The 24,582-nt window shown below is 72.3% G+C and carries 28 protein-coding genes; 17 read left to right on the forward strand and 11 right to left on the reverse strand.

The genetic code is table 11. The features are described 5' to 3' along the window. Positions 1-15 precede the first annotated feature (15 nt). Both DFJ67_RS14010 and DFJ67_RS14015 read right to left on the reverse strand, forming a co-directional pair. Positions 16-558 (reverse strand): DUF1003 domain-containing protein, encoded by a 543-nt coding sequence (locus tag DFJ67_RS14010; RefSeq protein WP_116068274.1) that lies wholly within the window; start codon positions 556-558, stop codon positions 16-18. After that, complete coding sequence (locus DFJ67_RS14015) at positions 551-1,858, reverse strand: magnesium transporter MgtE N-terminal domain-containing protein (RefSeq protein WP_116068275.1); 1,308 nt, start codon at positions 1,856-1,858, stop codon at positions 551-553. Before DFJ67_RS14015 ends, DFJ67_RS14010 begins: the two co-directional genes overlap by 8 nt. 31 nt (positions 1,859-1,889) lie before the next feature. Between DFJ67_RS14015 and DFJ67_RS14020 the strand changes: the two genes are divergently transcribed. Genes DFJ67_RS14020 through DFJ67_RS14030 form a run of 3 tightly spaced genes read left to right on the forward strand, consistent with a single transcriptional unit; the run spans position 1,890 to position 4,422 of the window. Then, positions 1,890-2,750, forward strand: coding sequence for a PhzF family phenazine biosynthesis protein (locus tag DFJ67_RS14020; RefSeq protein ID WP_116068276.1), 861 nt, complete (start codon positions 1,890-1,892; stop codon positions 2,748-2,750). A 47-nt stretch (positions 2,751-2,797) separates the two neighbouring features. After that, positions 2,798-3,130 (forward strand): PadR family transcriptional regulator, encoded by a 333-nt coding sequence (locus tag DFJ67_RS14025; RefSeq protein WP_116068277.1) that lies wholly within the window; start codon positions 2,798-2,800, stop codon positions 3,128-3,130. Beyond that, a complete protein-coding gene (locus DFJ67_RS14030) occupies positions 3,127-4,422 on the forward strand; it encodes a hypothetical protein (protein ID WP_116068278.1) in 1,296 nt (431 codons plus the stop codon). The genes DFJ67_RS14025 and DFJ67_RS14030 overlap by 4 nt, the downstream gene beginning before the upstream one ends. On the opposite strand, the gene DFJ67_RS14035 is transcribed toward DFJ67_RS14030, so the two are convergent. Beyond that, positions 4,419-4,919: a hypothetical protein gene (locus tag DFJ67_RS14035; protein WP_116068279.1), complete on the reverse strand. Its 501-nt coding sequence runs from the start codon at positions 4,917-4,919 to the stop codon at positions 4,419-4,421. The genes DFJ67_RS14030 and DFJ67_RS14035 overlap by 4 nt on opposite strands. Next, on the reverse strand, positions 4,916-5,635 hold the full coding sequence (locus DFJ67_RS14040; RefSeq protein WP_116076197.1) for an HAD family hydrolase: 720 nt from the start codon (positions 5,633-5,635) through the stop codon (positions 4,916-4,918). Before DFJ67_RS14040 ends, DFJ67_RS14035 begins: the two co-directional genes overlap by 4 nt. 141 nt (positions 5,636-5,776) lie before the next feature. Between DFJ67_RS14040 and DFJ67_RS14045 the strand changes: the two genes are divergently transcribed. Next, positions 5,777-6,709, forward strand: coding sequence for a DMT family transporter (locus DFJ67_RS14045; RefSeq protein WP_116068280.1), 933 nt, complete (start codon positions 5,777-5,779; stop codon positions 6,707-6,709). Here the strand turns inward: DFJ67_RS14045 and DFJ67_RS14050 are convergent. Next, positions 6,706-7,521, reverse strand: coding sequence for an SDR family NAD(P)-dependent oxidoreductase (locus DFJ67_RS14050; protein ID WP_116068281.1), 816 nt, complete (start codon positions 7,519-7,521; stop codon positions 6,706-6,708). The two genes, DFJ67_RS14045 and DFJ67_RS14050, sit on opposite strands and share 4 nt — an antisense overlap. A 70-nt stretch (positions 7,522-7,591) precedes the next feature. Between DFJ67_RS14050 and DFJ67_RS14055 the strand changes: the two genes are divergently transcribed. Together DFJ67_RS14055 and DFJ67_RS14060 are read left to right on the forward strand one after the other, a co-directional pair. Continuing rightward, a complete protein-coding gene (locus DFJ67_RS14055; protein WP_116068282.1) occupies positions 7,592-8,548 on the forward strand; it encodes an HpcH/HpaI aldolase/citrate lyase family protein in 957 nt (318 codons plus the stop codon). 76 nt (positions 8,549-8,624) lie between these two features. Further along, positions 8,625-9,419, forward strand: a complete 795-nt coding sequence (locus tag DFJ67_RS14060; RefSeq protein ID WP_116068283.1) for an SDR family NAD(P)-dependent oxidoreductase — start codon at positions 8,625-8,627, stop codon at positions 9,417-9,419. A gap of 28 nt (positions 9,420-9,447) precedes the next feature. Here the strand turns inward: DFJ67_RS14060 and DFJ67_RS14065 are convergent, their stop codons facing one another. After that, positions 9,448-9,993, reverse strand: coding sequence for a DUF4190 domain-containing protein (locus DFJ67_RS14065; RefSeq protein ID WP_116068284.1), 546 nt, complete (start codon positions 9,991-9,993; stop codon positions 9,448-9,450). A gap of 91 nt (positions 9,994-10,084) precedes the next feature. Here DFJ67_RS14065 and DFJ67_RS14070 point away from each other — a divergent pair, with 91 nt between their 5' ends. After that, positions 10,085-11,281: an acyl-CoA dehydrogenase family protein gene (locus DFJ67_RS14070; RefSeq protein ID WP_116068285.1), complete on the forward strand. Its 1,197-nt coding sequence runs from the start codon at positions 10,085-10,087 to the stop codon at positions 11,279-11,281. Positions 11,282-11,290: 9 nt separating this feature from the next. Next, on the forward strand, positions 11,291-12,517 hold the full coding sequence (locus tag DFJ67_RS14075) for an MFS transporter (protein ID WP_116068286.1): 1,227 nt from the start codon (positions 11,291-11,293) through the stop codon (positions 12,515-12,517). On the opposite strand, the gene DFJ67_RS14080 is transcribed toward DFJ67_RS14075, so the two are convergent. The 4 genes from DFJ67_RS14080 to DFJ67_RS14095 all read right to left on the reverse strand — a co-directional run bounded on the left by DFJ67_RS14080 (position 12,434) and on the right by DFJ67_RS14095 (position 15,202). Beyond that, positions 12,434-13,363 carry a GNAT family N-acetyltransferase gene (locus tag DFJ67_RS14080; protein ID WP_116068287.1) on the reverse strand — a complete coding sequence of 310 codons (930 nt, stop codon included), beginning with the start codon at positions 13,361-13,363 and terminating at the stop codon, positions 12,434-12,436. The genes DFJ67_RS14075 and DFJ67_RS14080 overlap by 84 nt on opposite strands. A 111-nt stretch (positions 13,364-13,474) precedes the next feature. Continuing rightward, positions 13,475-13,879: a CoA-binding protein gene (locus tag DFJ67_RS14085; protein ID WP_116068288.1), complete on the reverse strand. Its 405-nt coding sequence runs from the start codon at positions 13,877-13,879 to the stop codon at positions 13,475-13,477. A 10-nt stretch (positions 13,880-13,889) separates the two neighbouring features. Continuing rightward, positions 13,890-14,720: a hypothetical protein gene (locus DFJ67_RS14090; protein ID WP_116068289.1), complete on the reverse strand. Its 831-nt coding sequence runs from the start codon at positions 14,718-14,720 to the stop codon at positions 13,890-13,892. A 29-nt stretch (positions 14,721-14,749) separates the two neighbouring features. Then, the gene (locus DFJ67_RS14095; protein WP_116068290.1) at positions 14,750-15,202 is read right to left on the reverse strand and encodes a septum formation initiator; all 453 of its coding nucleotides are present in this window, start codon (positions 15,200-15,202) and stop codon (positions 14,750-14,752) included. 103 nt (positions 15,203-15,305) lie between these two features. On the opposite strand from DFJ67_RS14095, the gene DFJ67_RS14100 reads away from it, so the two are divergent. The 7 genes from DFJ67_RS14100 to DFJ67_RS14130 all read left to right on the forward strand — a co-directional run bounded on the left by DFJ67_RS14100 (position 15,306) and on the right by DFJ67_RS14130 (position 21,031). Further along, positions 15,306-15,998 (forward strand): response regulator transcription factor, encoded by a 693-nt coding sequence (locus tag DFJ67_RS14100; protein ID WP_116068291.1) that lies wholly within the window; start codon positions 15,306-15,308, stop codon positions 15,996-15,998. After that, positions 15,995-17,257, forward strand: coding sequence for a sensor histidine kinase (locus DFJ67_RS14105; RefSeq protein ID WP_116068292.1), 1,263 nt, complete (start codon positions 15,995-15,997; stop codon positions 17,255-17,257). Before DFJ67_RS14100 ends, DFJ67_RS14105 begins: the two co-directional genes overlap by 4 nt. 83 nt (positions 17,258-17,340) lie before the next feature. Next, positions 17,341-17,979, forward strand: a complete 639-nt coding sequence (locus tag DFJ67_RS14110) for a PepSY domain-containing protein (protein WP_116068293.1) — start codon at positions 17,341-17,343, stop codon at positions 17,977-17,979. A gap of 66 nt (positions 17,980-18,045) precedes the next feature. Further along, positions 18,046-18,966, forward strand: coding sequence for an ornithine cyclodeaminase family protein (locus DFJ67_RS14115; RefSeq protein WP_116068294.1), 921 nt, complete (start codon positions 18,046-18,048; stop codon positions 18,964-18,966). A gap of 13 nt (positions 18,967-18,979) precedes the next feature. Continuing rightward, on the forward strand, positions 18,980-19,564 hold the full coding sequence (locus tag DFJ67_RS14120; RefSeq protein WP_116068295.1) for a TetR/AcrR family transcriptional regulator: 585 nt from the start codon (positions 18,980-18,982) through the stop codon (positions 19,562-19,564). A gap of 59 nt (positions 19,565-19,623) precedes the next feature. Further along, the gene (locus DFJ67_RS14125; RefSeq protein WP_116068296.1) at positions 19,624-20,478 is read left to right on the forward strand and encodes an alpha/beta fold hydrolase; all 855 of its coding nucleotides are present in this window, start codon (positions 19,624-19,626) and stop codon (positions 20,476-20,478) included. Next, positions 20,471-21,031, forward strand: coding sequence for a nucleotidyltransferase family protein (locus DFJ67_RS14130; RefSeq protein WP_116068297.1), 561 nt, complete (start codon positions 20,471-20,473; stop codon positions 21,029-21,031). Before DFJ67_RS14125 ends, DFJ67_RS14130 begins: the two co-directional genes overlap by 8 nt. On the opposite strand, the gene DFJ67_RS14135 is transcribed toward DFJ67_RS14130, so the two are convergent. Then, positions 21,021-22,070 carry a questin oxidase family protein gene (locus DFJ67_RS14135; RefSeq protein ID WP_116068298.1) on the reverse strand — a complete coding sequence of 350 codons (1,050 nt, stop codon included), beginning with the start codon at positions 22,068-22,070 and terminating at the stop codon, positions 21,021-21,023. The genes DFJ67_RS14130 and DFJ67_RS14135 overlap by 11 nt on opposite strands. 241 nt (positions 22,071-22,311) lie before the next feature. Between DFJ67_RS14135 and DFJ67_RS14140 the strand changes: the two genes are divergently transcribed. Together DFJ67_RS14140 and DFJ67_RS14145 are read left to right on the forward strand one after the other, a co-directional pair. Beyond that, on the forward strand, positions 22,312-23,658 hold the full coding sequence (locus tag DFJ67_RS14140) for a glutamate-cysteine ligase family protein (protein WP_170215834.1): 1,347 nt from the start codon (positions 22,312-22,314) through the stop codon (positions 23,656-23,658). 86 nt (positions 23,659-23,744) lie between these two features. Continuing rightward, positions 23,745-24,362 (forward strand): hypothetical protein, encoded by a 618-nt coding sequence (locus DFJ67_RS14145; protein ID WP_116068300.1) that lies wholly within the window; start codon positions 23,745-23,747, stop codon positions 24,360-24,362. The last annotated feature ends 220 nt before the right edge of the window (positions 24,363-24,582 follow it).

Below are 24,582 nucleotides of genomic sequence, written 5' to 3' on the forward strand. Positions count from 1 at the left end.
ACTCTATGTCGCTGGTCAGGCGTCGGTATCCGCGTGGTCGTCCGGCTCGGCGACGGCCTGCTTGCGCCGCTTCTTCCCCCGCTGCCGGTCGTCGAGATCCTCGGTGAGCCGCCCGAGTTCGGAGCGCAGGAAGTCGCGGGTCGCGAGCTCGCCGATCGCCACCCGCAACGACGCGATCTCCCTGGTCAGATATTCGGTGTCGGCTTTCTGCGCCGCCGCCCGCCGCCGGTCTTCCTCGAGCGAGATCCGGTCGCGGTCGGCCTGGCGATTCTGCGCGAGCAGAATCAGCGGCGCCGCGTAGGAAGCCTGCAGCGACAAAATCAAGGTCAGGAACGTGAAGGTGTAGGGGTCGAAGCGCCAACTCGACGGCGTCAGTGTGTTCCAGCCCACCCACAGCAGGATGAACACGCTCATGTAGACGAGGAACTTGGCTGTGCCCAGCGCCCGGGCGATGGTCTCCGACCAGCGACCGAACGACTCGGGGTCGAACCTGGGCAGCTTCAGCCGGCGTGGCTCCCGCGGCTGGTCGAGCCGGGCCGCGGGGCGCGGTTCAGCCATCGTTGCGACCGGTCGCCGGTGCGGGCGGCGGCGGAACGGCCACGGGCGAGCCGGGCGCCTCATCGGTCACGTCGCGGTCGCGCCAATCTGGCGGGAGCGTGTGGTCGAGCACGTCGTCGACCGTGACCGCGCCGACCAACCGGTTGTTGGCGTCGACCACCGGCATGGCGACCAGGTCATACATCGCCATCCGGCGGGTGATCTCGATCAGCGGCGTCTCCGGGCGCAGCGGGTTGATCCCGCTGTCGACCACGCCGCCGATGATGGCCGAGGGCGGCTCCCGGAGCAGCCGCTGGAAGTGCACCATGCCCAGGTATTTGCCGGTCGGCGTGGCCATCGGCGCCCGCGCGACGAAGACCTGCGCCGCCACCGCCGGCGGGAGCTGCGGCTCGCGGATCCGGGCCAGCGCGTCGGCGACCGTGGCGTCGGGAGTGAGGATCACCGGCTCGGAGGTCATCACGCTGCCGGCCGTGCCGGCCGCGTATTTGAGCAACTGCCGGACCGGCTCGGCCTCGTCGGGCTCCATCAGGTCGAGCAGCCGCTGCCGCTCCGTGACGGACAGCTCGCCGAGGAGGTCGGCCGCGTCGTCGGCGTCCATCTCCTCCAGCACGTCGGCGGCCCGCTCCTGGTCGAGCGCCGCGAGGATCTCCACCTGGTCGTGCTCGGGCAGCTCGCCCAGCACGTCGGCGAGGCGCTCGTCGTCGAGCGCCGCGGCGACCTCGTTGCGGCGGGTGTCGGACATCTCCTGTAGCGCGTTGGCCAGGTCGGCCGGGCGCATCTGCTCGAGCACGGTGAGCAGGCCGGCGGTGCCCTGGGTGTCGGTGAGCCCGATCAGCCCGTGGACCCGATCCCATTCGAGCTCGACCAGCTGACCCCGCCGGGTGAGCCGCCGGCTCGGCTGGCGGACCGCGACCCGGCCCAGCGACCACTCACCGGTGCGGTTGGTGTCCATCGCCAGGTCGACCACGGTGCCCGGGGTCTCGTCGGGCAGGATCGTCACCCGGCGGTCGAGCAGGTCTTCGAGGACCAGCAGCTCGTTGGGACGCTTCTCGAACCGGCGCAGGTTGAGCATGCCGGTGTTGAGCACGACCGCGTCGGGGTCGATCGAGGTGAACCGACCCATCGGCAGGAAGATCCGGCGCCGGGCGGTCATCTCGGCCACCAGGCCGACGACCTGGGGCGGACGGTTGGTGGTGCGCAGCCGGGCGACGGCGTCACGGATCCGGCCGACCTGGTCGCCGTTGGGGTCGTAGACCGGGAGGCCGGCGAGTCTCGCGATGTAGACCCGCGCCGTCGTCACCTCGTAAGCCTAATTCCCTACGCTTACCAGCATGACGAGCGTGGCGTACGAGATCGTCGACGTCTTCACCGACCGGCCGTTCACCGGCAACCCGCTGGCGGTGGTGTTCGGCGGCGAGGAACTGGCGAGTTCCCAGATGCAGGCCCTGGCCCGCGAGTTCAACCTGTCCGAGACGGTGTTCGTGCTGCCACCGTCGCCCGGTGCGGAGGCGACCTACCGGGCGCGGATCTTCACGCCCAACAGCGAGTTGCCGTTCGCCGGGCACCCGAGCGTCGGCGCCGCCGTCACCGCCAGCGCGCGCGGGCTGTTCGCCGCCGGGTCGGTCGTGCAGGAGTGCGGCGCGGGTCTGCTTCCGGTCGTGGTGTCCGGATCCACCGCGACGCTGACCGGTGGCCGCGCCACGGTCGGCGAGCCGCTCGAGCCCGGCCCGCTGCTCGCGGCGGTGGGGCTGACCGCCACCGACCTCGACGGGGCCGGGCCGCCGCGGGTCGCCGGCTGCGGTCTCGAGTTCCCCTACCTGCCGGTCCGCCCCGACGCGGTGGCCCGGGCCCGGCTCGACCGCGCCATCTCCACCGACGTCGACGTTTTCGCCTGGGACCCGCAGACGCGCACCGCGCACGCCCGGGTCTTCGTCCCTGGCCTCGCCGTCCCCGAAGACCCGGCCACCGGCTCGGCCGCGCTGGGGCTCGGGGTCTGGCTGGTGACCAACGGCCTGCTGCCGGCCGACGGCGAGTCGAGCTACGTGGTGCACCAGGGCGTCGAGCTGCATCGCCCGTCGGTGCTGGAGTGCTCGGTCACGGCGGTCGGTGGCGTGGTGACCAACGCCCGGGTGACCGGCAACGTGGTGCCGATCGCCCGCGGCGAGATGGCCGTGCCGCCGTTCATCGGATAAGCCGACTAGCGGTATATACCGATGGTCGGTAGCATTGGCGAATGGCTATGCAGGAGCCGACCTTCTTCATCCTGACCGCGCTCGCCGAGCAGCCGTTGCACGGCTACGGCGTGATCCGGGCCGTCGCCGACCTGTCGGGCGGCCGGATCACGCTGCGCGCGGGCACCCTCTACGCCGCCCTCGACCGGTTGACCGAGGAGGGGCTGCTCGTCCTCGACCGCGAGGAGGCCGTCGACGGGCGGCTGCGCCGCTACTACCGGCTGACCGACGACGGTGGCGCCGCGCTGTCCGCCGAGATCGACCGGATGCGCGCCAACGCGACGATGGCCGCCGCCCGGCTGCGCCGCACGACCCGGCTCGCGTTCGGCCCCGCGTCGTGAGCCCGCTCGAACGCCGCTACCGCCGCCTGCTGCTGGCCTTCCCGCGCGCCTACCGCCGCGAGCGGGGCGAGGAGATGCTGACCACCCTGCTCGACGGCGCCCCGACCGACCGGGCTCGCCCGCCGGCGGCCGAGGCCTGGGAACTGCTCCGCGTCGGCCTGCGCATGCGCTTCGGACCGCCGCGCGGCCGGGTCTATGGCGCGGTGGCCATCGTCGCGGCGATCACTATCGGATACGCCGGCCTCAGCGCGGTCGCCCGGCAGACGGCCGACTCCGGCCGGGACACGATGTCGGCGGCCCTGTCGCTGCTGCCCGACTCGATGGTCATGGGTCGTGCCGACCGGATGCTCACCACGTTCGGCGGCCCGACCGAGGTCGAAGCCACCTACCCGGCGAGGGCCGAAGCGCTCGACAGCGTGGCGACCGGCCTGCGCGAGCGCGCGGTGGCCGACGGATGGGAGGCCGGCCCGATCCTTCCCGGCCACCGCTTCACCCTGGACCGGGCCGGCGAGCGCCTGGTCGTCTCCGTCGTGGCCGGCGATCCCGGTCCCGGGGTCGGCGCCGCTTTCCAGGTGCGCTACCCGTGGCCGGCGCAGGCCCTGCCGGTCGGTGTCGCGGTGCTCCTGCTCGGCGGGCTGACCGGTTGGCTGGTCGCGGCGTGGGTGCTGCGCCGCTTCCGGTCCCGCCCGCCCGTGGCCCAACTCGGGTTGGCGTTGATCGGCCTGCCGAGCCTGTTGTTCGTCATCGCGGGCGGCGTGGCCACCGCGGCGGCCGTTCGGTCGCAGGCCGTCCAGGTGGGCTTCGCCGGGCCGCTGACCGAACGACTCGGACTTCTCGGCCTGGCGGCGACGCTGGTCCTGGCTCTGGCCCTGCCGGCCGAGCGCGCCGCGGCCACGCCGTCGCCGCGGACCGACCCGGTGCGACTGGGTGCCCGGCTGGTGATGGCGGCGCATCTCGCGTTCGGCCTGGCGATCGCCACCGTGCTGGTCACTTTCACGGGCCGGATGCTGACCACCGGCGCCGACCGGGCCACGATGCTGAGCGGCGCACAGGACCCCAAGGAACTGCTGCCGCTGCCGGTGTTCGTCCCGGTCGCGCTGCTCTACTACACCGGCGTGATCCTGTCGCCGCTGCTGCTGACCGTCTCGGTCCCGCTGCTCGTGACCGGCCGCCGGCGGGTCGGCCCGCTGGCCTGGCACGTGCTGCTGGTCGCGGCCGTCTCGGCCGTCGCACTGCCGGCCCTGCTGCTCACTCCCTACGGCGGCGACGCCGCCCGCTGGTGGCTCGACTAGCGGCGCTTGCCGAGCACCTTGTGCAGGCGGAACGGCTTGCGGACGGGAGTGGTCGCCGCGGTATCCCGGGGCGGCTCGGCGAGGCTGCCGTCGGGCAGGTCGGGCCGGGTGACGGCCGGTGTGTCCTGCGCCTGGGTCAGGCAGCTCAGCGTGCAGTCCATCGCCCAGCGTTCGAGCAGCTTCTCGGTCGGGCCCGACGCGTTGAGCCGCTTGCCGCCGACCTGGGGCGCCACCGTGTTCCACTCGTCGTCGCCCGGCTGCACCCGGCGCACGTCGGCGGTGAAGGTGACGATCCGGCCGCCGTGGTCGCCGCGCAGCGTCACCTCGGCCGTTGCGGCCCGGGCCAGCCCGGGTGCCTGCTGCTCACCCATGCCGCTGACCAGGTAAAGCGCGCCGTCGACCGGCACGCACCAGAGCCCACGGGGTGCCGCGCCGTCGACGGACACCCAGGCCACGGCCGCCTTCTTGATCGCCTCTTCCACCACCGGGTCGGTCACCCCCTCATCCTGCCCGGCGCCGTGGCCCGCTGGCCATGGTCGACCTCGTCGAGCACCCCGACGAGCCGGGCCACCGCGCGGCCGGGCCAGTCGACGTCGGCGCCGAAGACCAGGTGGTCGACCAGGTCGGGCGCGGCCAGCCGGACGGCGGTCATGCCGATCTCGGCCGCGCCGGTCAGCTCGTGGCTGCCGCCGTCGCCGACGTAGAGGCACTCGGCCGGCGCGACGCCGAGCCGCTGGCACGCGGCCAGGTAGATGCTCGGGTCGGGCTTGCAGACGCCCTCCTCGACGGAGAAGACGGCGGTGTCGAGCAGTGGGGCGACCGGCAGGCTGGGCAGCAACACCGGCAACTCGTGGGTGCAGTCGCTGACCAGGGCCGTGCGCAGCCCGCGCAGCCGCAGCGCCCACAGCACCGGCACGGCCTCGTCGCGCAACTCCGTGTCGTGCCGGACGGCGCGCAGCCGGCAGGCCACCGCCGCCTGGACCATCTCGTCGGACGGGTCGGCCCCGGCGCGAACGGCGATCCAGCGGAGGTTGTCGGCCGCGGAGCCGAGATCTCCGCTGGCCCGGCGGTAGTAGGACGCGTCCAGGAGGGCCGTCATCAGGGTCGGATCACATCCCAGGATGCGGGCGGTCTCGAGGTGGTCGGGGCCGCGGCGGACCGGCCGGGTGAGAGTGCCGAAGAAGTCGAACACGACCGCGCGTAATGCGGGCAACATCAGCCTCCATGGCAGGACCTGGGGGCAGTAGCTGGCAAGACCGGGGAAGCCTATCGACGGCGACGTGTGCGCCCTATCGGCCGATCGACCGAGAGTAGTCGGATAGCCGCAGTATGTGATTTGTGAGGATGGTTCACTGTGCACCGCCCCGCGCTCGACCCCGCCGCCACTCTCGCGCTCGTCGTCGCCGTCCTCGCCGTCTCGACCTCGGGCCCGCTGATCGCGTTCGCCGCCGCCGCACCGGCCCTGGCCATCGCGTTCTACCGCAACGCCCTCGCCGTCGGCGTGCTCGGCCCGATCTCGCTGATCAGAAACCGCCACGAGTACGCCAACCTGGGCCGCCGCGAGGCCGTGTTCTGCGTGCTGGCCGGCGTGGCGCTCGCCGCGCATTTCGCCGCCTGGATGCCGAGCATCCGGTTCACCACGGTCGCGGCGTCGACGGCGCTCGTCGCCACCCAGCCGGTCTGGCAGGGGCTGATCTCGGTCGCCCAGGGCCGCAAGCTGCGCACGGTGACCTGGGCCGGCATCGGCGTCGCGGTGCTCGGTGCGGCGCTGGCCACCGGCGCCGACTTCGGCGTCTCGTCCCGCGCGGTGCTCGGCGACCTGCTCGCGCTGGTCGGCGCCGTGATGGCGGCGGCATACACCGCGCTCGGGGAGCGGGCCCGGGTGACGCTCAGCACGACGACGTACACCACCATCTGTTATGGGGTTTGTGCGGTGCTTCTGCTGATCATCTGCCTGGCGTCGGGCCAGCGGCTGGGCGGCTACCCGGGTTCGAGTTGGCTGGCGATCCTCGGCCTGGTGGCCGGCGCCCAACTGCTCGGGCACACGATGTTCAACTACGCGCTGCGCCGGGTCTCGGCGACCACGATCAGCGTGCTGATCCTGCTCGAGGTGCCTGGCGCGGCGACCATCGCCTGGCTCTGGCTGGGCCAGGTGCCGCCGGTCGAGTCGCTGCCCGGCCTGGCCCTGCTGGTGGTCGGCGTCGCGATCGTGGTGCTCGGCGGCGCCCAGGCCGGCCGCCGCGAGCGGGCCCGGGCCCGCGACCTGGAAACGGCCGCCCTGCCCTAGCCGACGGCCTGCTCGCTGGCCTTCCACAGTGCGGCGGCCAGGGCCTGGTCAGTGGCCTTGGGGGACACCCGGCGGGGCTTCTTGTCGTAGTAGAAGCCGCCGTTGACCAGCCGCGCCGGGTCGGCGGTGGCGAGCCAGACCAGCGTCTCGGCACCCTTGTCGGGGCCGCGCAGGAACGGCCCGTGCTTCATGCCCCAGGCGATCAGCCGGTTGTCGTTGTAGAACCGGGTGCGCACCGCGCCGGGGTGGAACGAGAACGAGAGCATTCCCGGCCACTGCCGGGCGGCCTCGCCCGCGAACAGGATGTTGGCCTGCTTGCTCGTGCCGTAGGCGAGGAACGGGACGTAGCGCTCCAACTGGCGGTTGAGGTCGCGCGGGTCGAGGTTGCCCCAGCGGTAGGCGCCGGACGCGGTCACCACCGTGCGCCCGATCCGGTCGTGCAGCAGCGTGGTCAGCAGGAAGCTGGCCAGGTGGTTGGCCTGGATGGTCAGCTCATAACCGTCCACGGTGGTGGCCGGGTGCAGCACGATCGCGCCGGCGTTGTTGGCGAGCACGTCGATCCGGTCGTACGCCGTGCGCAGGTGCGCCGCCAGCGTGCGCACGTCGTCGAGCGTGGAGAAGTCGGCGCGGTAGGAGGCCGGCAGCGTGCCGGTCGCGTCGCGTACTTCGGATGCGGCCGCGGCCAGCCTCGCCGGGTCGCGACCGACCAGGACGACCTGGTCACCGCGGCGGGCCAGGGCGACGGCGGCGGATAGACCGATCCCGGAACTGGCGCCGGTGATCACTACGACTCGCCCGGTGACTTCTTCCACTGCTTGGTTCTCCTCGGTCTTCGCGCGAGGTTACCGTTTGGCTAACTGTAACGATCGTGAGGAGCTGTCGATGGTCGCAGCCGGCCGCCCGCGCCGTTCCTGTCTCGCGGTACCCGGTTCGAGCCTGAAGATGCTCGACAAGGCCCGCGGACTCCCGGCCGATCAGGTCTTTCTCGACCTGGAGGACGCGGTCGCGCCGCTGGCCAAGCCGGAGGCCCGCAAGAACGTGGTCGCGGCGCTCAACGAGGGCGACTGGGGCGACAAGACCAGGGTGGTGCGGGTCAACGACCTGACAACGGAGTGGACCTACCGCGACGTGGTCGAGGTGGTCGAGGGCGCCGGGGCCAACCTCGACTGCGTGATGCTGCCCAAGGTGCAGTCGGCGGCGCACATCGAGTGGCTCGACCTCACGCTCACCCAGATCGAGAAGACGATCGGCCTGCCGGTGGGCGGGATCGGCATCGAGGCGCAGATCGAGAACGCGGCCGGGCTGGTCAACGTGGACGCGATCGCGGCCGCCTCGCCTCGCGTCGAGACGATCATCTTCGGCCCGGCCGACTTCATGGCGTCGATCAACATGCGGTCGATGGTGGTCGGTGGGCTGATCCCGGACTATCCCGGCGATCCCTACCACTACATCCTCATGCGACTGTTGATGGCCGCCCGGATGCACGACAAGCAGGCCATCGACGGCCCGTTCCTACAGATCCGCGACGTCGACGCGTTCCGCGCGGTCGCGAAGCGCTCGGCCGCCCTCGGCTTCGACGGCAAGTGGGTGCTGCACCCGGGCCAGATCGACGCGGCCAACGAGATCTACGCGCCGGCGCAGGACGACTACGACCGGGCCGAGCTCATCCTCGACGCCTACGAGCACGCCACCTCGGAAGCGGGCGGCAAGCTCGGCGCGGTGATGCTCGGCGACGAGATGATCGATGAGGCGTCGCGCAAGATGGCCCTCGTGATCGCGGCCAAGGGCCGGGCCGCCGGGCTGGCCCGCACCAGCCGGTTCACCCCACCGGAGGGCTGAGCGGGGGAGTGTCCGGGGATACCCCGCACAGGGGGCGTCGTTGCCGGGCTTGACCCGACCGGGCAGGATCTCACGCATGGGAATCGACACTCAGGCCGACGACGGGTTGACCAGCGTTCGCCTCGACGGCCGGGTCGCCCTGGTCACCGGCGCGGGCAGCCCCGACGGCATCGGCTACGCGACCGCGCGCCGGCTGCGCCAGCTCGGCGCCAAGGTGGCCATCGTGTCGACCACCCGCCGCATCCACGACCGGGCCACCGAGCTCGGCGCCATCGGGTTCGTCGCCGACCTGACCGACGAGGCCGAGGTCGGCGCGCTCGCCGACGCGATCTCCGAGCTGCTCGGCGACGTCGAGGTGTTGGTCAACAACGCCGGCCTGGCGAGCCGGGCGAGCCCCGAGGTGCTCCGCCCGGTCAACCAGCTCACCTTCGACGAGTGGCGCTCCGAGATCGACCGCAACCTCAGCACGGCGTTCCTGTGCAGCCGGGCGTTCATCGGCGGCATGTCCGAGCGCGGCTGGGGCCGCATCGTCAACCTCTCGGCCACCGCCGGCCCCGTCAACGCCCTGCCGACCGAGGCCGCCTACGCCGCGGCCAAGGCCGGTGTGGTCGGCCTGACCCGGGCGCTGGCGATGGAGATGGTCGCCGACGGGGTGACCGTGAACGCGGTCGCGCCCGGCACGATCTACACGGCCGCGTCCACGGTCACCGAGCTCAAGCAGGGTCTCGGCACGCCGATCGGGCGGCCGGGCACCCCTGACGAGGTGGCCGCCGCGATCGCGTTCCTCTGCTCGCCGGCCGCTTCCTACATCACCGGCCAGATGCTGGTGGTCGACGGCGGCAACAGCGTGCGCGAGGCGCAGTTCCGTTAAACAGCAGAGCCGTTAAACAGCAGAGCCGTTAGTAGCCGTTGTTCAGCGTGTCGCCGGTCGACGCGCTGAACCAGCCGAGCCCGATGATGCCGCAGCAGAACAGCACCGCCAGGCCGGTGAATACGTAGCTCAGCACCAGGCCGGCGGTGGCCAGGCCGCCGCCCTCTTCGCCGGACGTGCGCAACTGCTTCTTCGCCAGGTGGCCGAGCACGATGCCGGCGGGCGCGAAGACGAACGCGAACACCAGCGACAGGATCGCCAGGATGTTGGTGCCGCGGGCCTGCGGGTAGCCGTAGGCCGGCTGCTGCTGCCCGTAGCCGGGGTAGGCCTGCGCGTAGGGGTCGGGCTGCCCATAGGGGTTCGGCTGGGCGTAGGGGTCCGGCGGCTGCCCATAAGGGTTGCTCTGCCCATAGGGCTCGGGCTGACCCGACGTGGGCTGGCCCGGGATGGGCTGGCCGGGGGCGGGCTGGCCGGAGACCGGCGGCCCGTAGGACGGCGGGCCGGACTGCTGCGGGTCATAGGGCTGCCCAGGCTGATAGGGGTCGGGCTGGCTGCCGGGCGGTGGGTAGCTCATCGTCACACTCCTGAGTCGTCCCCGGCACGCTACTAAACCCTAGGTAGCGATTCGCATCCCGAGTCGGTCCTGAGGAGGGAAGATGTGGGTCATGGCGCGCCTTGCCCAGACTCCCGGCCTCACCGACGTGCAGACGTCGATCCTGGAAACGGTCCGCGAGTTCGTCGATAAAGAGATCGTTCCGCACGCGCAGCGGCTCGAGCACGCCGACGAATATCCGGCCGACATCGTCGCCGGCATGCGTGAGATGGGTCTTTTCGGACTCACGATCGACGAGGAGCACGGTGGCCTCGGTGAGTCGCTGCTCACCTACGCCCTCGTCGTCGAGGAGTTGTCGCGCGGCTGGATGTCGGTCTCCGGGATCGTCAACACCCACTTCATCGTCGCCTACCTGGTCGCGCAGCACGGCTCGGCGGAGCAGCGGGCGGCCCTGCTGCCGCGGATGGCGACCGGCGAGGTGCGCGGCGCGTTCTCGATGTCGGAGCCGGGCTGCGGTTCAGACGTGGCGGCGATCCGGTCGACGGCGCGCCGCGACGGCGACACCTACGTGCTCGACGGCCAGAAGATGTGGCTGACCAACGGCGCCCAGTCGGGCGTGGTGGCCACGCTGGTCAAGACCGACCCCGCCGCCCAGCCGGTCTACCAGGGGATGACCTGCTTCCTGCTGGAGAAGGAGCCCGGGTTCGGCGAGACGGCGCCGGGGCTGACCATCCCCGGCAAGATCTCCAAGATGGGCTACAAGGGCGTCGAGACCACCGAGATGATCCTCGACGGTGTCGCGGTGCCCGACTCGGCCATGCTCGGCGGCCCCGACCAGGTCGGCCAGGGCTTCTACCAGATGATGGACGGCATCGAGGTGGGCCGGGTCAACGTCGCCGCGCGCGCCTGTGGCATCTCGATCAGAGCATTCGAACTAGCCATCGCGTACGCGCAGCAGCGGCACACGTTCGGCGAGCCGCTGGCCGGCCACCAGGCGATCGCGTTCAAGCTCGCCGAGATGGCCACGAAGATCGAGGCCGCACACCAGATGATGGTCAACGCGGCTCGCCTGAAAGACGCCGGCGCACGCAACGACGTCGAAGCCGGCATGGCCAAGCTGCTCGCGTCCGAATACTGCGCCGAGGTCGTGCAGGAGTCGTTCCGCATCCACGGCGGCTACGGCTACTCCACCGAATACGAGATCGAGCGGCTGATGCGCGAGGCGCCGTTCCTGCTGATCGGCGAGGGCACCTCGGAGATCCAAAAAACGATCATCTCGCGGGGTCTACTGAAGGAATACCGCCTCTAATGTGAGGGCGTGCCGTCACCGCCGCTCCGTCGAGATCGCAACTTCGTTCTCTTCTGGATCCTGCAGGCGGTGTCGGTCGCCGGTGACTCGCTGACCACCCTGGCCGTCCCCGTGCTGGTCCTGGTGCTCACCGACTCGGTCTTCCAGATGGGCCTGGTCACCGCCGCGATCGGCGCCGCCTGGCTGGTCTCCGGCGTGCTGGCCGGCACGATCGTCGACCGCTTCGACCGGCGCACCGTGATGATCGCCTGCGACGTCGCCCGGGCCGCGCTCTACGCCCTGGTGCCGCTGGTCTGGTTGGTCGAGCCGCACCTGTGGGTGCTCTACGTGGCGATGCCGCTCGGTGCCGCGGCCGGCATGCTCTACCAGGTCGCCTACATCACCGCGGTGCCGGCGCTGGTCGGCAAGGACCGGATCACCGAGGCCAACGGGCTGCTCTCGGCCACGTTCGCGGTCGCCGGCATCACCGGCCCGGCCATCGCGGGCGCGCTCTTCGCGGTGCTCGACCCGGCCTGGGTGATCGGCATCGACGCGATCACCTTCGGGCTGTCGGCGGTCGCGATGTCGTTCGTCCGGATCAGGGCGCGAGAGACCGTGCCGGAGCGGGAGTCGCCGATCCGCGGCTTCCTGACCGGGGCCAGGTTCCTCTGGCAGAACCCGGTGCTGCGTACGGTCACGCTGCTGCTCTGTGGGGTCCTCTTTCTCACGTACGCGATGGATGATCTGCTGATTTATCGCCTGAAGAATGACCTGCACCAGGGCGGCGGCGCCATCGGCGTGGTGTTCGCGATCGGGGCCGCGGGCGCTGTGGTGGCCGGCCTGGTGGTCCCGGCGCTGCGCCGCAGGCTGGGCTTCGGGGCATGTTGGATCGGCGCCTACGCGTTGAGCGGGTTGGCGTTGGCCCTCGCCGGCAGTGCCACGGTGGTGCCGTTGGTCGCCGGCCTGCTCGCGGTGATCCTGTTCTGTCAGGGCGTGGCCGGCACCTGCTCGATGTCGCTGCGCCAGGAGATCACCCCTGACCACCTGCTCGGCCGGGTCACCTCGGCGTTCTGGACGATCCACTATCTGCCCGGCCCGATCGGCGCGCCGCTGGTCACGTTCGCCGCCGCGCGCGCAGGAGTGCCAACGGTGCTGCTCGTGCTGGGCCTCGGGCTAGGCGCGATCGCCCTGGTCGCCGCTTTCTCCCCGTTGCGGGCCCGCGGTCTCGATCGCCCGGCGCATGGTGAAGCTCTGTAGCCGGGTCGTGTAGCCCAGGTGCTCGTTGAGCCGCCGCATGTCGGCGTTGCCCTTCTGGGTCCAGGTGTAGACCTCGGTGATGCCGACCTTGGCGGCGTAGGCCAGCGAGAGCCGCTTGAGGTGGGCGGCCACGCCCCGGCCGCGCCAGTCGCGGTCGACCACGGTCAGCGCGTTTTCCGCGCGGTGCGGGTTGTCGTCGTCGCCGATCAGCCCGGCCAGCCCGACCGGCGCGTCACCGGCGACGGCGACGAACATGGCGGCCGGGTCACCGATCCAGCTCACCCGCCACTCGTCGATCGGCGCGTGCATCGGCGCGATCAACGCCATGTCCTGGAACGCCTGGAGGGCCAGCCGTTCGTAGACGACGTCCCAGATCTCCGGCCGCTCGGCGACGGTGACCACCTCGAGGTCGCCGCGCGGTGGGGGGACCGGCTCGACGCCGATCTCGCGCACCTGCTCGACCTGCCGGTCGACCTCGGTGAACCCGTGCCGCTCGGCGAACGCTTTCGACCCCTCGTCGTCGGCGTGCCCGAGCACCTGGTCGACACCGAGCGAGGCAGCGTGGGCGAGCAGGTGTGGCATGAGCCGGCTGCCGATCCCTTGGCGCCGGAACGCGGGCAGCACCCTGGGCGTGACCGTGGCGGCGCCGCGGATGCTGGACCGGTCGGCGACGGCGCTGCCGATCACTTCGCCGTTTTGCTCGATGAGCAGCACGAGGCTGTCGCGGGTCAACCCGGCCCGCATCTCGGCAACCGACGGCGCCCGCTCATAGGGCACGACGATCATCCGCACCTGCCGGACCGCCGCGAAGTCGTCATCGCCGGCCGCCCGCCGCACCGTCAACATCCCCGGACGCTAGCTCGCCGGGCGGGTGCTCGCGAGCGCATTTGCTCTGCTGCCACATACGCCCCGCACGCCGCCGGGGGTGGGGCGTATGCGGCAGCAGAGCAAAGGGGCCTAAAGCAGGCTCAGGTTGGCGACCGCGCGCTCGACCGCGATGCAGCGGTTCTCGACATAGTCGAGGCCGGCCTCGGTCGCCAGCTTGCGGGCCTCGGCCGAGACGATGTCGAGCTGGAGCCAGACGGCCGGTGCGCCGGCCGCGATCGCGTCGCGGACCACGGCGGGGGTGTCGCGGGCCGGCCGGAACACGTTGACCAGGTCGACCGGGAACGGGATCTCGGCCACCGTGCGGTAGACCCGCTCGCCGAACAGCTCGTCGGCATAGGGGTTGACCGGGATGATCCGCCAGCCGTGGCGCTGCATCTGGCGGGGAACCGAATGCGCCGACTTCTGCGGGTCGCGCGACGCGCCCACGACCGCGATCACTTTGGCGTCGGCGAGGAGTTGCTGAGCATCACGCACGCGATCGACTCTAGCTCCGGTGGTTGGCCGTCGACTCGTCGCTCTGGGGCGCTGTCGCCTGCCGCACGATCGTCGGGGTGCGGCCGGCCGGTAGCGCCGCCGGGGTGCGGCCCGCGGGCAGGGCCGGCGGTGCGCCGCCGTCGCGCAGCCGGCGGGATAGCCGCTCCAGCTCAGCCGGGCGGCCGATCGAGGCGCGGTGCTCGGGGTGCGCGACGTAGTAGCGGATCGCGTCGGCCAGGAACCACGGGTGGATGTCGAGCACGTCGATCGGCACGTCGAGGCGCGGCCGGCGCTCGGCCGGCGGCCGCACCAGGTAGCCGGTCGCGATCAACACTTCAAGCTTCTGGGTACGCAGCCGCGGCGCCCACGGCGTTCCCGGGCGGATCGCCTCCCACGGGACGTCGACGCGGTGCAGCCGGCCGGGGATCCGCAGCCCCTCGGGCCGCAGCTCGACCGTCGTCGGGATCAGCAGCGAGTGCAGCAACAGCGCGGCGGCGAGCAGGGCCGGCAGCACGGCCAGCAGGATGTCGAAGAACCCGCCATCGGCCGCGACCCAGTCGATCCCCAGCGCGGTCGCGGAGATCAAAACCACGAGCAGCGCGGCCACCTCGATCGTGCGACGCCGGTTGGTCGGTGCCACGAACGTGTCGCCCTCGATCTGGAAGGTGGCCGGCCCGGCCGGGCGCCAGCCGATCAGCGTGACCATCGCCGCCACACCGGCCAGCAGCGGGCCGAGATGCAGCAGGAAGTCGAGAATCCAGATGGAGCTGTCGAACGCGATCGTCGCCGCGCCCCAGACCACCCCCACGGTCACGGCGCCGAGCAGCCATCGCTGGTGCATCTGCGGAGCCTACCGGGGATAGGCGAACGTCAGTCGTCGTGCCCCATCCGAACGGGTAGGTCGCCGTCACACCGAAGTTTGATTTCCGACCGGCCGGCCGGGCCCCGGAACTTCACCTCGGCCTCCTTGTCGGGCCCCCTGTCCTGGTCGTCTACCGCGTAGCCCTGCGCTGGCGAGATATAGACGATCCGCACCAGCCCGTCTTCGCAGGTGGCGGTGACGGTGCCCCCGGGGGATCCGAACGGCTTGCGCTTGGCGTCCGGGGTCGCCGGGGGCGGGGTCGGGCTGGCTGCTGTGGCGGTTGGCGGCACCGGCCGTTCCTTCGCCGCCGCGAGATCGCGGGCCACGTCGGTCTGGCTGCGCACCCCGCCGGGAGTGCTGGCGAGGCTGTCGCCGACCAGCCGGAGCGCGCCGACGCCGGCCAGCGTCGCCACGATCACGACGGCGAGCCATCCGAGGACGGCGAGGCTCCGGCGGGGCATCACCCGACTATGCCCTGCCGATCGCTAAAAGCAGCACCGGCCGACGCTAAGAGCGGGTTAAGGGCAGCGCCGGGCCGGGCTGGCGGGGGATACGGTGCGAGCTGTGCCGCGCCTGCTGCTCATCGAAGACGACCCCGCGATCCGCACGCCGCTGCTGCGGGCGTTGCGCGACCGCGGGCACGCCGTCGCGGCCGCGAGCACCGCGATGGAAGGGCTGCGGGCCGCCCTCGACGACAAGCCCGACCTGGTCGTGCTCGACCTCGGCCTGCCCGACGTCGACGGCGCCGAACTGCTGCGGATGCTGCGCGCGGTCAGCCGGGTGCCGGTGATCGTCGCCACCGCCCGCGACGCCGAGGCGGAGATCGTCCGGGTGCTCGACGCGGGTGCCGACGACTATGTGGTCAAGCCGTTCACCGCCGCACAGCTCGACGCTCGGGTCCGGGCGGTGCTGCGCCGCGGTGCGTCGCCCGCCGCGCCCGACGAGACCATCGTCGTGGGCGGCCTGGAGATCCAACCAAGGTCACGCGGGGTACGCCTGGACGGCGCGCAACTCGACCTGACACCGCGCGAGTTCGACCTGCTGCACCACCTCGCGACCCGGCGGGACGAGGTCGTCACCAAGCGGGAGTTGCTGACCGAGGTGTGGCAGATCCCCTACGGCGGCGCCGACAAGACCGTCGACGTGCACCTGTCCTGGTTGCGCCGCAAGCTCGGGGAGACCGCCGCCGCGCCGCGCTATCTGCACACCGTCCGCGGCGTCGGGGTCCGCCTGTCCGCACCGGACGGCGCCCCGTGAGGCGCCGGCTGACCCTGCTGGTGGCCGCGACCACCACGCTGACCCTGATCGCCTTCCTGGTGCCGCTGGCCCTGCTCCTCCGCGACGTCGCCGAGGATCGGGCGACCGGCCGGGCCACCGCCGACATCCAGGGCATCGTGCCGGTGGTCGGCACCGGCGACCGTCCCACCATCGAGCTCGTCGTCGACCAGTTGGTCGCCATGTCCGGACGGACGGTCACGGTCTACCTGCCCGACGGCGGCGCCCCGGTCGGCACGCCGGAGCCCCGCACGGCGGCGGTGGACCTGGCGGCGACCGGGACGAGCCTGACCGCCGACCTCGACGGCGGCCGCGAGATCGTGATCGGGGTCGGCCGCGCGGATGGCACGGCGGTGATCCGGACCGTCGTACCCCCGGCTGATCTGACCGTCGGGGTGACCCGGGCCTGGCTGGTGCTCGCGGGCCTGGGCCTGCTCCTGATCGTGCTCGGCCTGCTGGTTGCCGACCGGTTGGCGCGCAGCCTGGTGCGGCCGATCGACGAGCTGTCGGCGGTGTCCTACCGGCTGGCGCGGGCCGAACTCGGTGCCCGGGCCAGGATGCCGGCCGGGCCGCCGGAGTTGCGCCAGGTGGCCGGGGCCCTCAACCACCTGGCCGAGCGGATCCAGGTGCTGTTGCGCGAGGAGCGCGAGCAGGTGGCCGACCTGTCGCACCGGTTGCGTACCCCGTTGACCGCGTTGCGGCTCGAAGCCGAGTCGGTAGGCGATCCCGATGACCGGGCCCGGGTGACCGCGGGCGTCGACTCGCTGGAGCGGGCGGTGACCGGGCTGATCCGGCAGGCGCGATGGCGCAGCGCCGAGTCGACCGACGCGTTCTGCGACGCGGTCGCGGTGGTGCGGGACCGGGTCGAGTTCTGGTCGGTGCTGGCCGAGGACACCGGCCGGGCGATGCGGCTGTCGCTGGTCGACGGCCCGGTGCTGGTCGGTGTCGCCGCCGACGAGCTGGCCGCGGCCGTCGACGCCCTGCTCGGCAACGTGTTCGCGCACACGCCCGACGGGACGCCGTTCGCGGTGTCGCTGTCGGCCGACCGGGTGCTGGTGGTGTCGGACGCGGGCCCGGGGCTGGCCGGTGCGGCGGTGTCGCGGGGCGTGTCGCAGGGCGGCGGCACCGGCCTCGGTCTCGACATCGCCCGGCAGGCGGCCGGCGGTGCGCTAGATATTTCGAACAATCCGGGTGGTGGCGCGGTGGTCGTGCTGCGGCTCGGCCCACCGCCGCGCTCTTAACCCGTCCTTAGCGATCGCACAGCGCGCTGCTATCCGCCTCCGGACGAACCTCTTGGGTATCCCCGAGTACGGAGGTCACAACAATGAAGCGCACACCGGTGATCGTCACGCTGGCCGGCATGGCGGCTCTCGCCGTCACGGGCACGGCGCTGGCCGCGACCAGCGACGACGGGCCTACGCCGTCAAGCAGTTCGGTCACCACCGACGACCCCACGCCGACGTTCGACGACAACCCCGGTCCGGACGACACGCCGAGCCCCGTTGACTCGCCCAGCCCCGCTGACTCGCCCAGTCCCGATGACTCGCCCAGCCCGGACGACTCGGCGACCAGCACGCAGCCGCCGCTGGCCGGCAACATCAGCGCCGCCGAGGCGCGGCGGATCGCGGTCGGCCGGGTCGGCGGCGGGACCGTGACCAAGACCGAGGCCGAGTTCGAGCACGGCTTCTCGACCTGGAAGGTGGAGGTCGTGCGGTCCGGCGTGGAGCACGACATCTACGTCGACCGGGCCACCGGCCAGGTCATCAAGGCCGACAGCAAGGCGACCGACGACCGGGTTGGCGGCGACGACAGCCCGACGCACGATGCCAACGACGACAAGGGCGGCGACCGCGTCGGCAGCGACGACGGCGCGAACCACGACGCCAACGACGACCGGGGCGGCGACCGCGGCGGGCACGGCTCCGACGATCGCGGCGGCGACGATCACGGTGGCCGGCGCTGACGCTCTTCCTTGGCCACCCTCGCCCTGACGGGCGGGGGTGGCTTTCGTTTGATCCAGACTGGCCGCATGACGTTGATCCTTGGCCGGCGGGAGATCGGCGCGGCCGTCGACCTCGACGCGGTGCTGGACCTGCTGGCTGCGGGCTACCGGGCCGACGCGGCGGGTCCGGCACCGCTGCGGATCCGCACCGACCTGCCCGGCCCGGGCACGGCGACCTGCCTGATGCCGGGTTGGTTGACGGACGTGCCGGCGTACACCGTGAAGGTCAATGCGAAGTTCCCCGCCGCGACACCCGCGCTGCGCGGCGTGGTCTGCCTGCACGCCCTTGCCGACGGTGAGCTGCTCGCGCTGCTCGACTCGGCCAGCGTGACCGCGTGGCGCACCGGGCTGGCGGCGGCGCTGGCCACGCACACGCTGGCGCCCCCGCGGGCCGCGACGCTCGGCTTCGTCGGTGCCGGCGCGCAGGCCGCGACGACGCTGGCCGGCCTGCGCCACCTGCGACCGTGGTCGCGGATCGTGGCGACCGACCTGGACCCCGCCCGCGCCGCGGCTCTGCCCGCTGAGGTCTCGCCGTCGGCGATCGAGGTTGCCGCGACGGCCGATGTGGTCGTGCTGGCGACCTGGTCCCGGACGCCGCTGCTGCGGCTCGCCGACGTCCGGCCGGGCCAGCACCTGACCTCGCTGGGTGCCGACGAGCCGGGGAAGCAGGAGTTGGCCGCCGACCTGCTGGCGGCCAGCCGCTTGATCGTCGACGACGTCGACCTCGCGCTGACCGGCGGCGCGCTGGGCAGCGCGGGCCTCGACGCGACCGCCTGTGCCGGCACGCTCGGCGAGATCCTGCGCGGCTCGCTGCCGGCGGCCGCACCGCCGTCGCGGCCGAGCGTCTACAGCCCGGTGGGCCTACCGTGGCAGGACCTCGCCCTGTCCTGGGCGGTCTACCAACACGCCCTTCGCGCGGGCGCCGGCACCCGCGTCGACCTGCTCTAGGAGACTCGAAGTCATGACCTATCGGCGTTCGGCCGGGTCGCCGCGGGGTGAGGCGCGGCGGCGGGAGCTGCTCGACCTCGTGACCGAGGACCTGGCCGTCAACGGGCTGGTCGACTTCTCGCTGCGCCGGGCGGCGCGGGCGGCCGGCACGACCCACAAGGTGCTGCTCTACCACTTCGACAGCGCCGAGGATCTGCTGGAACGGGCGGTGGCCCAGCTCCGCGAGCTGCGGATCTCGCGCAGCCTCGGCGCCGCCGCCGACGAGCCCACGCTGGCCGGCCGGGTCCGCGCGCTCTGGCCGGTGTTGACCAGCGGCGAGTCGTGGGTGCTCGACCAGGCGATCGGGCTGGCGATCTACGACGCCGACCGGCACGGCGGGCTGGCCCGGGGCGGTACGCAGCAGTATCTCCCGGCACTCGTGTCACTCTGCCCGCCCGGATGGGAACAGGAACGCAAGGCCGACGTGGCCGCGATGATCCTGGCGACGCTGCGCGGTTTCCTGATCGACCTGCGCACCAGCGGCGGCGACCCGGTCGGGGTCGAGGCCGGTTTCGTCGCGCTGGGCCGGGCCCTCGACCGCGAGGAGGCGGCGGGGTAGACGCTTTGCGAACCGCGTGGTTCACTTCGAGGTAGACGACCTGGAAGGGGGACCCCGACATGGAAACCATCCAGACCTCGGCGGGCCCGATCTCCTACACCGACACCGGCGGCAGCGGACCGACCATCGTGTTCCTGCACGGGATGCTGATGGACGGCTCGCTCTGGGACGACACGGTCAGCGCCCTCGCCGCCGACCACCGCTGCGTCGTGCCGACCCTGCCGATGGGCGCACACCAGGTGCCCGCCCACCCCGACGCCGACCTTTCGCTGCCCGGCCTGGCCCGGCTGGTGGCCGACCTGCTGGCCGCGCTCGACCTGCACGACGTCACCCTGGTCGGCAACGACACGGGCGGCGCGCTGGCCCAACTCGTCGTGGCCGACGGCGCCGCGCGGGTGTCCCGCCTGGTGCTCGCCTCCTGCGAGGCGTTCGACAACGTGCCACCGGGCCTGACCGGCCGCACCCTGGTGCTGACCGGCCTGCTCCCGCCACGCCTGTTCGGCCTGTTCATGACGCAGATGCGGATCCGCGCGCTGCGCCGCCTCCCGGTCGCGTTCGGCTGGTTGACCAAGCGCGGCGACGCGCACACCGCCCGCTGGGTCCGTCCGGTGCTGCGCGATCCGGCGATCCGCCGCGACGCCACCCGGATGCTCCGGGCGATCCGCGCCGACCGCGACGTGCTCAACCGGCTGGCCGTCCCGCGACTGTCCGCTTTCGACGGCCCGGCTCTGGTGCTCTGGGCCCGCGGCGACCGGGTCATGCCGCCGCCGCACGGCCGTCGCCTTGCCGAGCTGCTCCCGAACGCCCGCCTGGTCGAGGTCGACGACACCGCCACGCTGATCCCGCTCGACCAGCCCCGCGTCTTCGCGTCGGCCGTCGCCGACTTCGTCCGCACCGACGAACTCATTGGCTGAGCTCGCCGCGCTCGTGGCGGCCTGTCCCTGGCTGTGGGACGCGCTCACGGCGGTGCGTCGCTCCGGCCTGCCGGACGCGTGGATCGGCGCGGGCGTGCTGCGCGACCTGGTGTGGGACGAACGCTTCGGGCCCGGCTTCGACGCATCCCGGGTCAAGGACGTCGACGTGGCCTTCTTCGACCCGACCGACCTGCACCGCGACCGGGCCGCGACCGAGCTGCTGGCGACCCTGCTGCCGGCGGTGCCGTGGGAGGCGACGAACCAGGCGGCCGTACACACCTGGTTCCCGGCGCATTTCGGCGGCGCGCCCGTGCCGCCGCTGCTCAGCATCGCCGACGCGGTCGCGACCTGGCCGGAGACGGCAACGTCCGTCGCGGTCCGGCTCGACGCTGCCGGCGAGCTGGAAATGTGTGCCCCCTACGGCCTGACCGACCTGCTCGGCGGCATCTGGCGACACAACCCACGACGGACCACGATGGAGCAGTCCCGCCAGCGCCTGGCCCGGCAACGCCCGGCCGAGCGCTGGCCGGGCGTCCAGGTCGTTACGGAGTGATCAGGGCGGCGCTGCGGCTGGCCGCGGCCAGGGCGTCGAGGTGGCCGGTCCGGCAGTAGACCTCGACCGCCGTGTCGGTGAACTTGATGACGTGTTCGTCGCCGTGCGCGATGGCCTGGTCGACCGCCTCGGCCACCGCGTCGGGGCCGCCCGGTGGCGTCGGCAGGATCGCGCGCGGTGCGGCGTCGGCCGGTGCCCAGCCGGCATGGATGGCCGCGCTCGCCGCCCACACCGCCGCCGCGCTCGGTGCCCACAGCTCCCGGGGCAGCGCGGGCAGCGTGTGCAGCACCGCGTTGGGTGCGGTGGCGGTGTGCACCAGCAGGACCGGGCTGGCGTGCCCGTGCCGCAGATAGCTCAGCGTCGCCGCCGTGACCAGGTCGGTGAGCGCCCGCTCCGGGTCGGTGGTGGCATCCAGCGTCGCGACCGCACGCGGCCAGCCGTCCATCCGGGACAGTTGGCCGAACCGGTCGGCGACCCGGCCACGCTGGTGTGGGATGCGGGGGAGGGCGTCGAACGCGGCGCCGGCGGACGCCGCGGGTGGCCCGGTCACGGCCGGATCAGCACCGGGTACGGGCTGGTAGCGGGTCGCCCAGAAAGCCAGCCCGTGTGCCAGCTCGGCCAGCGACTGCTCGTTTTCCGCACCGGCGAGCAGGGCCCGGACCACATGGCCGACCCGGATGACGCCGTGCGTGGTGCCGGCCGCGATGCCGGGCAGCAGCCGCGGCCACCAGCGGGCGAGCACGTCGCGCCAGGGCTCCTCGGCGACCCGGTCGGTGAAATAGGCGGTCCAGTCGCCGAGTCGCCGCCCCGCGCCGAGCGCCTCGGCCCAGGTGTCGTCGGTGATCCGGTCGCTGGGCGGGGGCAACGGGTCCAGCCGCCGCGTGTAGCGGTCGACCCAGCCGTCGACCTGATCGGCGTACCCCCGCCTGATCATCACCTCGACCGCCATCGGGCCGTGGTTGGTCAACTGGTCCTCGCCCCACTCGGGCCCCGTCCGGTGGAACCGCTGGTATGCCTCGTTGAGCACGCCGCCAGTCATGCCGTCTCCTTCGTCGTGGGTGCTACCAGCGTGCCGCGCGGAGGTGGCGGGGTCATCCGTAGTGACCACCCATCCACCACCTATCGGTCGCGATCTCGGTCGGGTTGGTGACATCGGCGACGGAAAGGAAATCGTCGTTGGAGAAGCTGTTTTCGGCGAAGGCCATCTTGCCGGAAACAGCGGTTGGCGATCGTCGGGATGGGGCAGGATCGCAGTGCGGGAAACAACCAGGAGGCCGCCGGTGAGCGACGAGAAGCGGTTGTCCCGGGCCGGGTTGGCCGACCTTTTCGCGGTCGGTCCGTGCCCGGTCGAGCTGGTCGGTGTCGAGGTCGAGCACGGTCTGGTCGACCCGGCCACCGGTCTGTGCGTTCCTTATCCGGCGGCCCGCCGACTGCTGAAAGCGTTTGTCGACGAGTTCGACGGCGCGCATTTCTTCGACGGCGAATTCCCGGTCGGAGTTGACCTACCCGATGGTGCGAGCTTCAGCCTGGAGACCGGTGGCGCACTCGAATACGCTTCGGCGCCACACGCCACCCTTTCGGCCACTGTGGAACAGACTCGCAGCGACCTCCAACGGGCCGCTCGGGTGGCGGCCGGGCACGGCGTCGCGCTGCTGTCGGGCGGCAACATTCCGTTCGCCACCCGCGCCGACATCCCGTGGATCCCGAAGCCCCGGGTCGACATCATGCGGCGTTACTTCCGCAGTCTCGGCGCCGACGGGGCGTACGCCGATGAGGTCATGGGTCTGACCCTGTCGACGCAGACCTCACTCGACTTTGTCTCCGAGGCCGACCTGCTGGAAAAGGTCCGGCTACACGTCCTGGCGGCGCCGGCGGTCAGCGCGCTGTTCGTCAACTCACCGATCGCCGAGGGCGTCGAGACGGGCGCGTTGTCCCGCCGGATGCAGTATTGGCGCCGGTTCGAGCCGGCTAGGTGCGGCGTGGTCGCGGCCGGGTCGCGCGCCACCTGCACGGTGTCTGACCTGGTCGACTGGGCGGTCCGGCTACCGATGATCTACCGGTCGGCCGGCGGCACCCATGTGCCCGCACCGGCGGTCCCGTTCGCGACCGTGCTCGACCAGGGCTTCGGCGACGGCACCTGGCCCACCCTCGACGACTGGGCGCTGCACCTGTCACAGACCTGGCCACACGTGCGGGTCCGGCGCACGATCGAGGCCCGGGCGTGCGACGGCCTGCCCTGGCCGTTCTTCGCGGCGGCGCCGGCCATGTGGGTCGGCCTGACCTATGACGCACCGGCCCGCCGCGCCGCCATCGCCCTGCTCGAAAGCCTGACCGTGGACCAACTCGAACGCGCGACCGACGAGGTGGCGGCGAAGGGCCTGGCCGCGGCGATCGGGCCGTTCAGCGCCTGCGACCTGACCCGCGAGTTGCTCCGACTGGCCCGCGGCGGCCTGGCGGCCCGGGTGGCGGCCGGCATCGAACCACCCGAGGTGCTGTCCTACCTCGACCCGCTGGAGCGCATCTGCGACACCTTCCAGACGACGGCGGAGCAGACGCTGTCACGCTGGCACGGCGGCCTGGGCGGATCGCCGCAGGCGTATGTCGCGGAGTTCCGCATCCCGGCTTGAGCCGACCGGAAGTTGATCCGGAAGCAGGATCGGGGCGACGATCGCACCTGACCCTGGCGGCGGCGCCTCCTGCGGAACGGAGCCTGATGGCGAGCGACGATGACTTCCTGGCCTGGCGCGGCTCGCTGCACCGGTTGACCGAGAGTCGGGAGGCCGCGCGTTCGTGGCGCCGGCGGCGCTACGCCTTCGCGCACCGGTTGGGCGAGGCCCTGGCCGGACCGACGCCGGACAGCGCCGCGATCGACGGGCCGGTGGTCTACGGCATCTGGCTCCGGATGGGGCTGCTCTACGTCGGCCAAACCACGGAAGCGCAGCGCCGCCTGCGGGACCTGCCCGTCGGCGAGAGCCACCACCTGGCCAACACCTTTCCGCCCGAGATCTGGCACAAGGTGCTGGTCGTCGCGTGGCCCCGGCTGCCCGAGGCGGCGCCGCTGACGGACGCGCTCGGCGCGTCACTCGTCGGTCTGGCGCTCGAGCATCGGCTCCAGGAGCGGCTGCAGCCACTCGCCAACTCGGAGCGACGCACGTCAGACGGCGGGTGGCGGGCGGTGGCACGGGAAGCCAGCAGGTCGCGCGGCGCCCGCGCCGCCAAGCAGGTCGAGGTGTTGTCTCGCGCGGTCGAGCGCGTATGGGACCAGGCCGACGGCACCGGCCCGCTGTCGCCGGCCTGCCGGCTGGTCTTTCCGGAGCGCCTGGCGGTCTAGCCAGGTCAAGGGCGAACCAGCGGCCCTTCCGGAGCGTGAGGCGGTGCAGGCCAGTCTAGGTCGGACCACCGGCCTTGCCGGAGGGTGTGGCGGTGTAGGCGGGTCAAGGTCGGACCACCGATCTTGCCGGAGGGTGTGGCGGTGTAGGCCGGTCAAGGCCGGACCACCGGGTGCGTCTGGTGGTCTAGCCGGTCAAGGCCGGACCACCGGGTGCGTGTGG

This window comes from Asanoa ferruginea (assembly GCF_003387075.1).
GTDB classification, from domain to species: domain Bacteria; phylum Actinomycetota; class Actinomycetes; order Mycobacteriales; family Micromonosporaceae; genus Asanoa; species Asanoa ferruginea.

Excerpts from the sequence above, each read along its gene's own strand:
- DFJ67_RS14025 (WP_116068277.1), top strand. The coding sequence starts at position 2,798 with ATGCAGGAGCCGACCTTCTTCATCCTGACCGCGCTCGCCGAGCAGCCG.
- DFJ67_RS14010 (WP_116068274.1), bottom strand. The coding sequence starts at position 558 with ATGGCTGAACCGCGCCCCGCGGCCCGGCTCGACCAGCCGCGGGAGCCA.
- DFJ67_RS14020 (WP_116068276.1), top strand. The coding sequence starts at position 1,890 with ATGACGAGCGTGGCGTACGAGATCGTCGACGTCTTCACCGACCGGCCG.
- DFJ67_RS14060 (WP_116068283.1), top strand. The coding sequence starts at position 8,625 with ATGGGAATCGACACTCAGGCCGACGACGGGTTGACCAGCGTTCGCCTC.
- DFJ67_RS14065 (WP_116068284.1), bottom strand. The coding sequence starts at position 9,993 with ATGAGCTACCCACCGCCCGGCAGCCAGCCCGACCCCTATCAGCCTGGG.
- DFJ67_RS14055 (WP_116068282.1), top strand. The coding sequence starts at position 7,592 with ATGGTCGCAGCCGGCCGCCCGCGCCGTTCCTGTCTCGCGGTACCCGGT.
- DFJ67_RS14115 (WP_116068294.1), top strand. The coding sequence starts at position 18,046 with ATGACGTTGATCCTTGGCCGGCGGGAGATCGGCGCGGCCGTCGACCTC.
- DFJ67_RS14095 (WP_116068290.1), bottom strand. The coding sequence starts at position 15,202 with ATGCCCCGCCGGAGCCTCGCCGTCCTCGGATGGCTCGCCGTCGTGATC.
- DFJ67_RS14080 (WP_116068287.1), bottom strand. The coding sequence starts at position 13,363 with ATGTTGACGGTGCGGCGGGCGGCCGGCGATGACGACTTCGCGGCGGTC.
- DFJ67_RS14110 (WP_116068293.1), top strand. The coding sequence starts at position 17,341 with ATGAAGCGCACACCGGTGATCGTCACGCTGGCCGGCATGGCGGCTCTC.
- DFJ67_RS14145 (WP_116068300.1), top strand. The coding sequence starts at position 23,745 with ATGGCGAGCGACGATGACTTCCTGGCCTGGCGCGGCTCGCTGCACCGG.
- DFJ67_RS14090 (WP_116068289.1), bottom strand. The coding sequence starts at position 14,720 with ATGCACCAGCGATGGCTGCTCGGCGCCGTGACCGTGGGGGTGGTCTGG.
- DFJ67_RS14120 (WP_116068295.1), top strand. The coding sequence starts at position 18,980 with ATGACCTATCGGCGTTCGGCCGGGTCGCCGCGGGGTGAGGCGCGGCGG.
- DFJ67_RS14125 (WP_116068296.1), top strand. The coding sequence starts at position 19,624 with ATGGAAACCATCCAGACCTCGGCGGGCCCGATCTCCTACACCGACACC.
- DFJ67_RS14135 (WP_116068298.1), bottom strand. The coding sequence starts at position 22,070 with ATGACTGGCGGCGTGCTCAACGAGGCATACCAGCGGTTCCACCGGACG.
- DFJ67_RS14070 (WP_116068285.1), top strand. The coding sequence starts at position 10,085 with ATGGCGCGCCTTGCCCAGACTCCCGGCCTCACCGACGTGCAGACGTCG.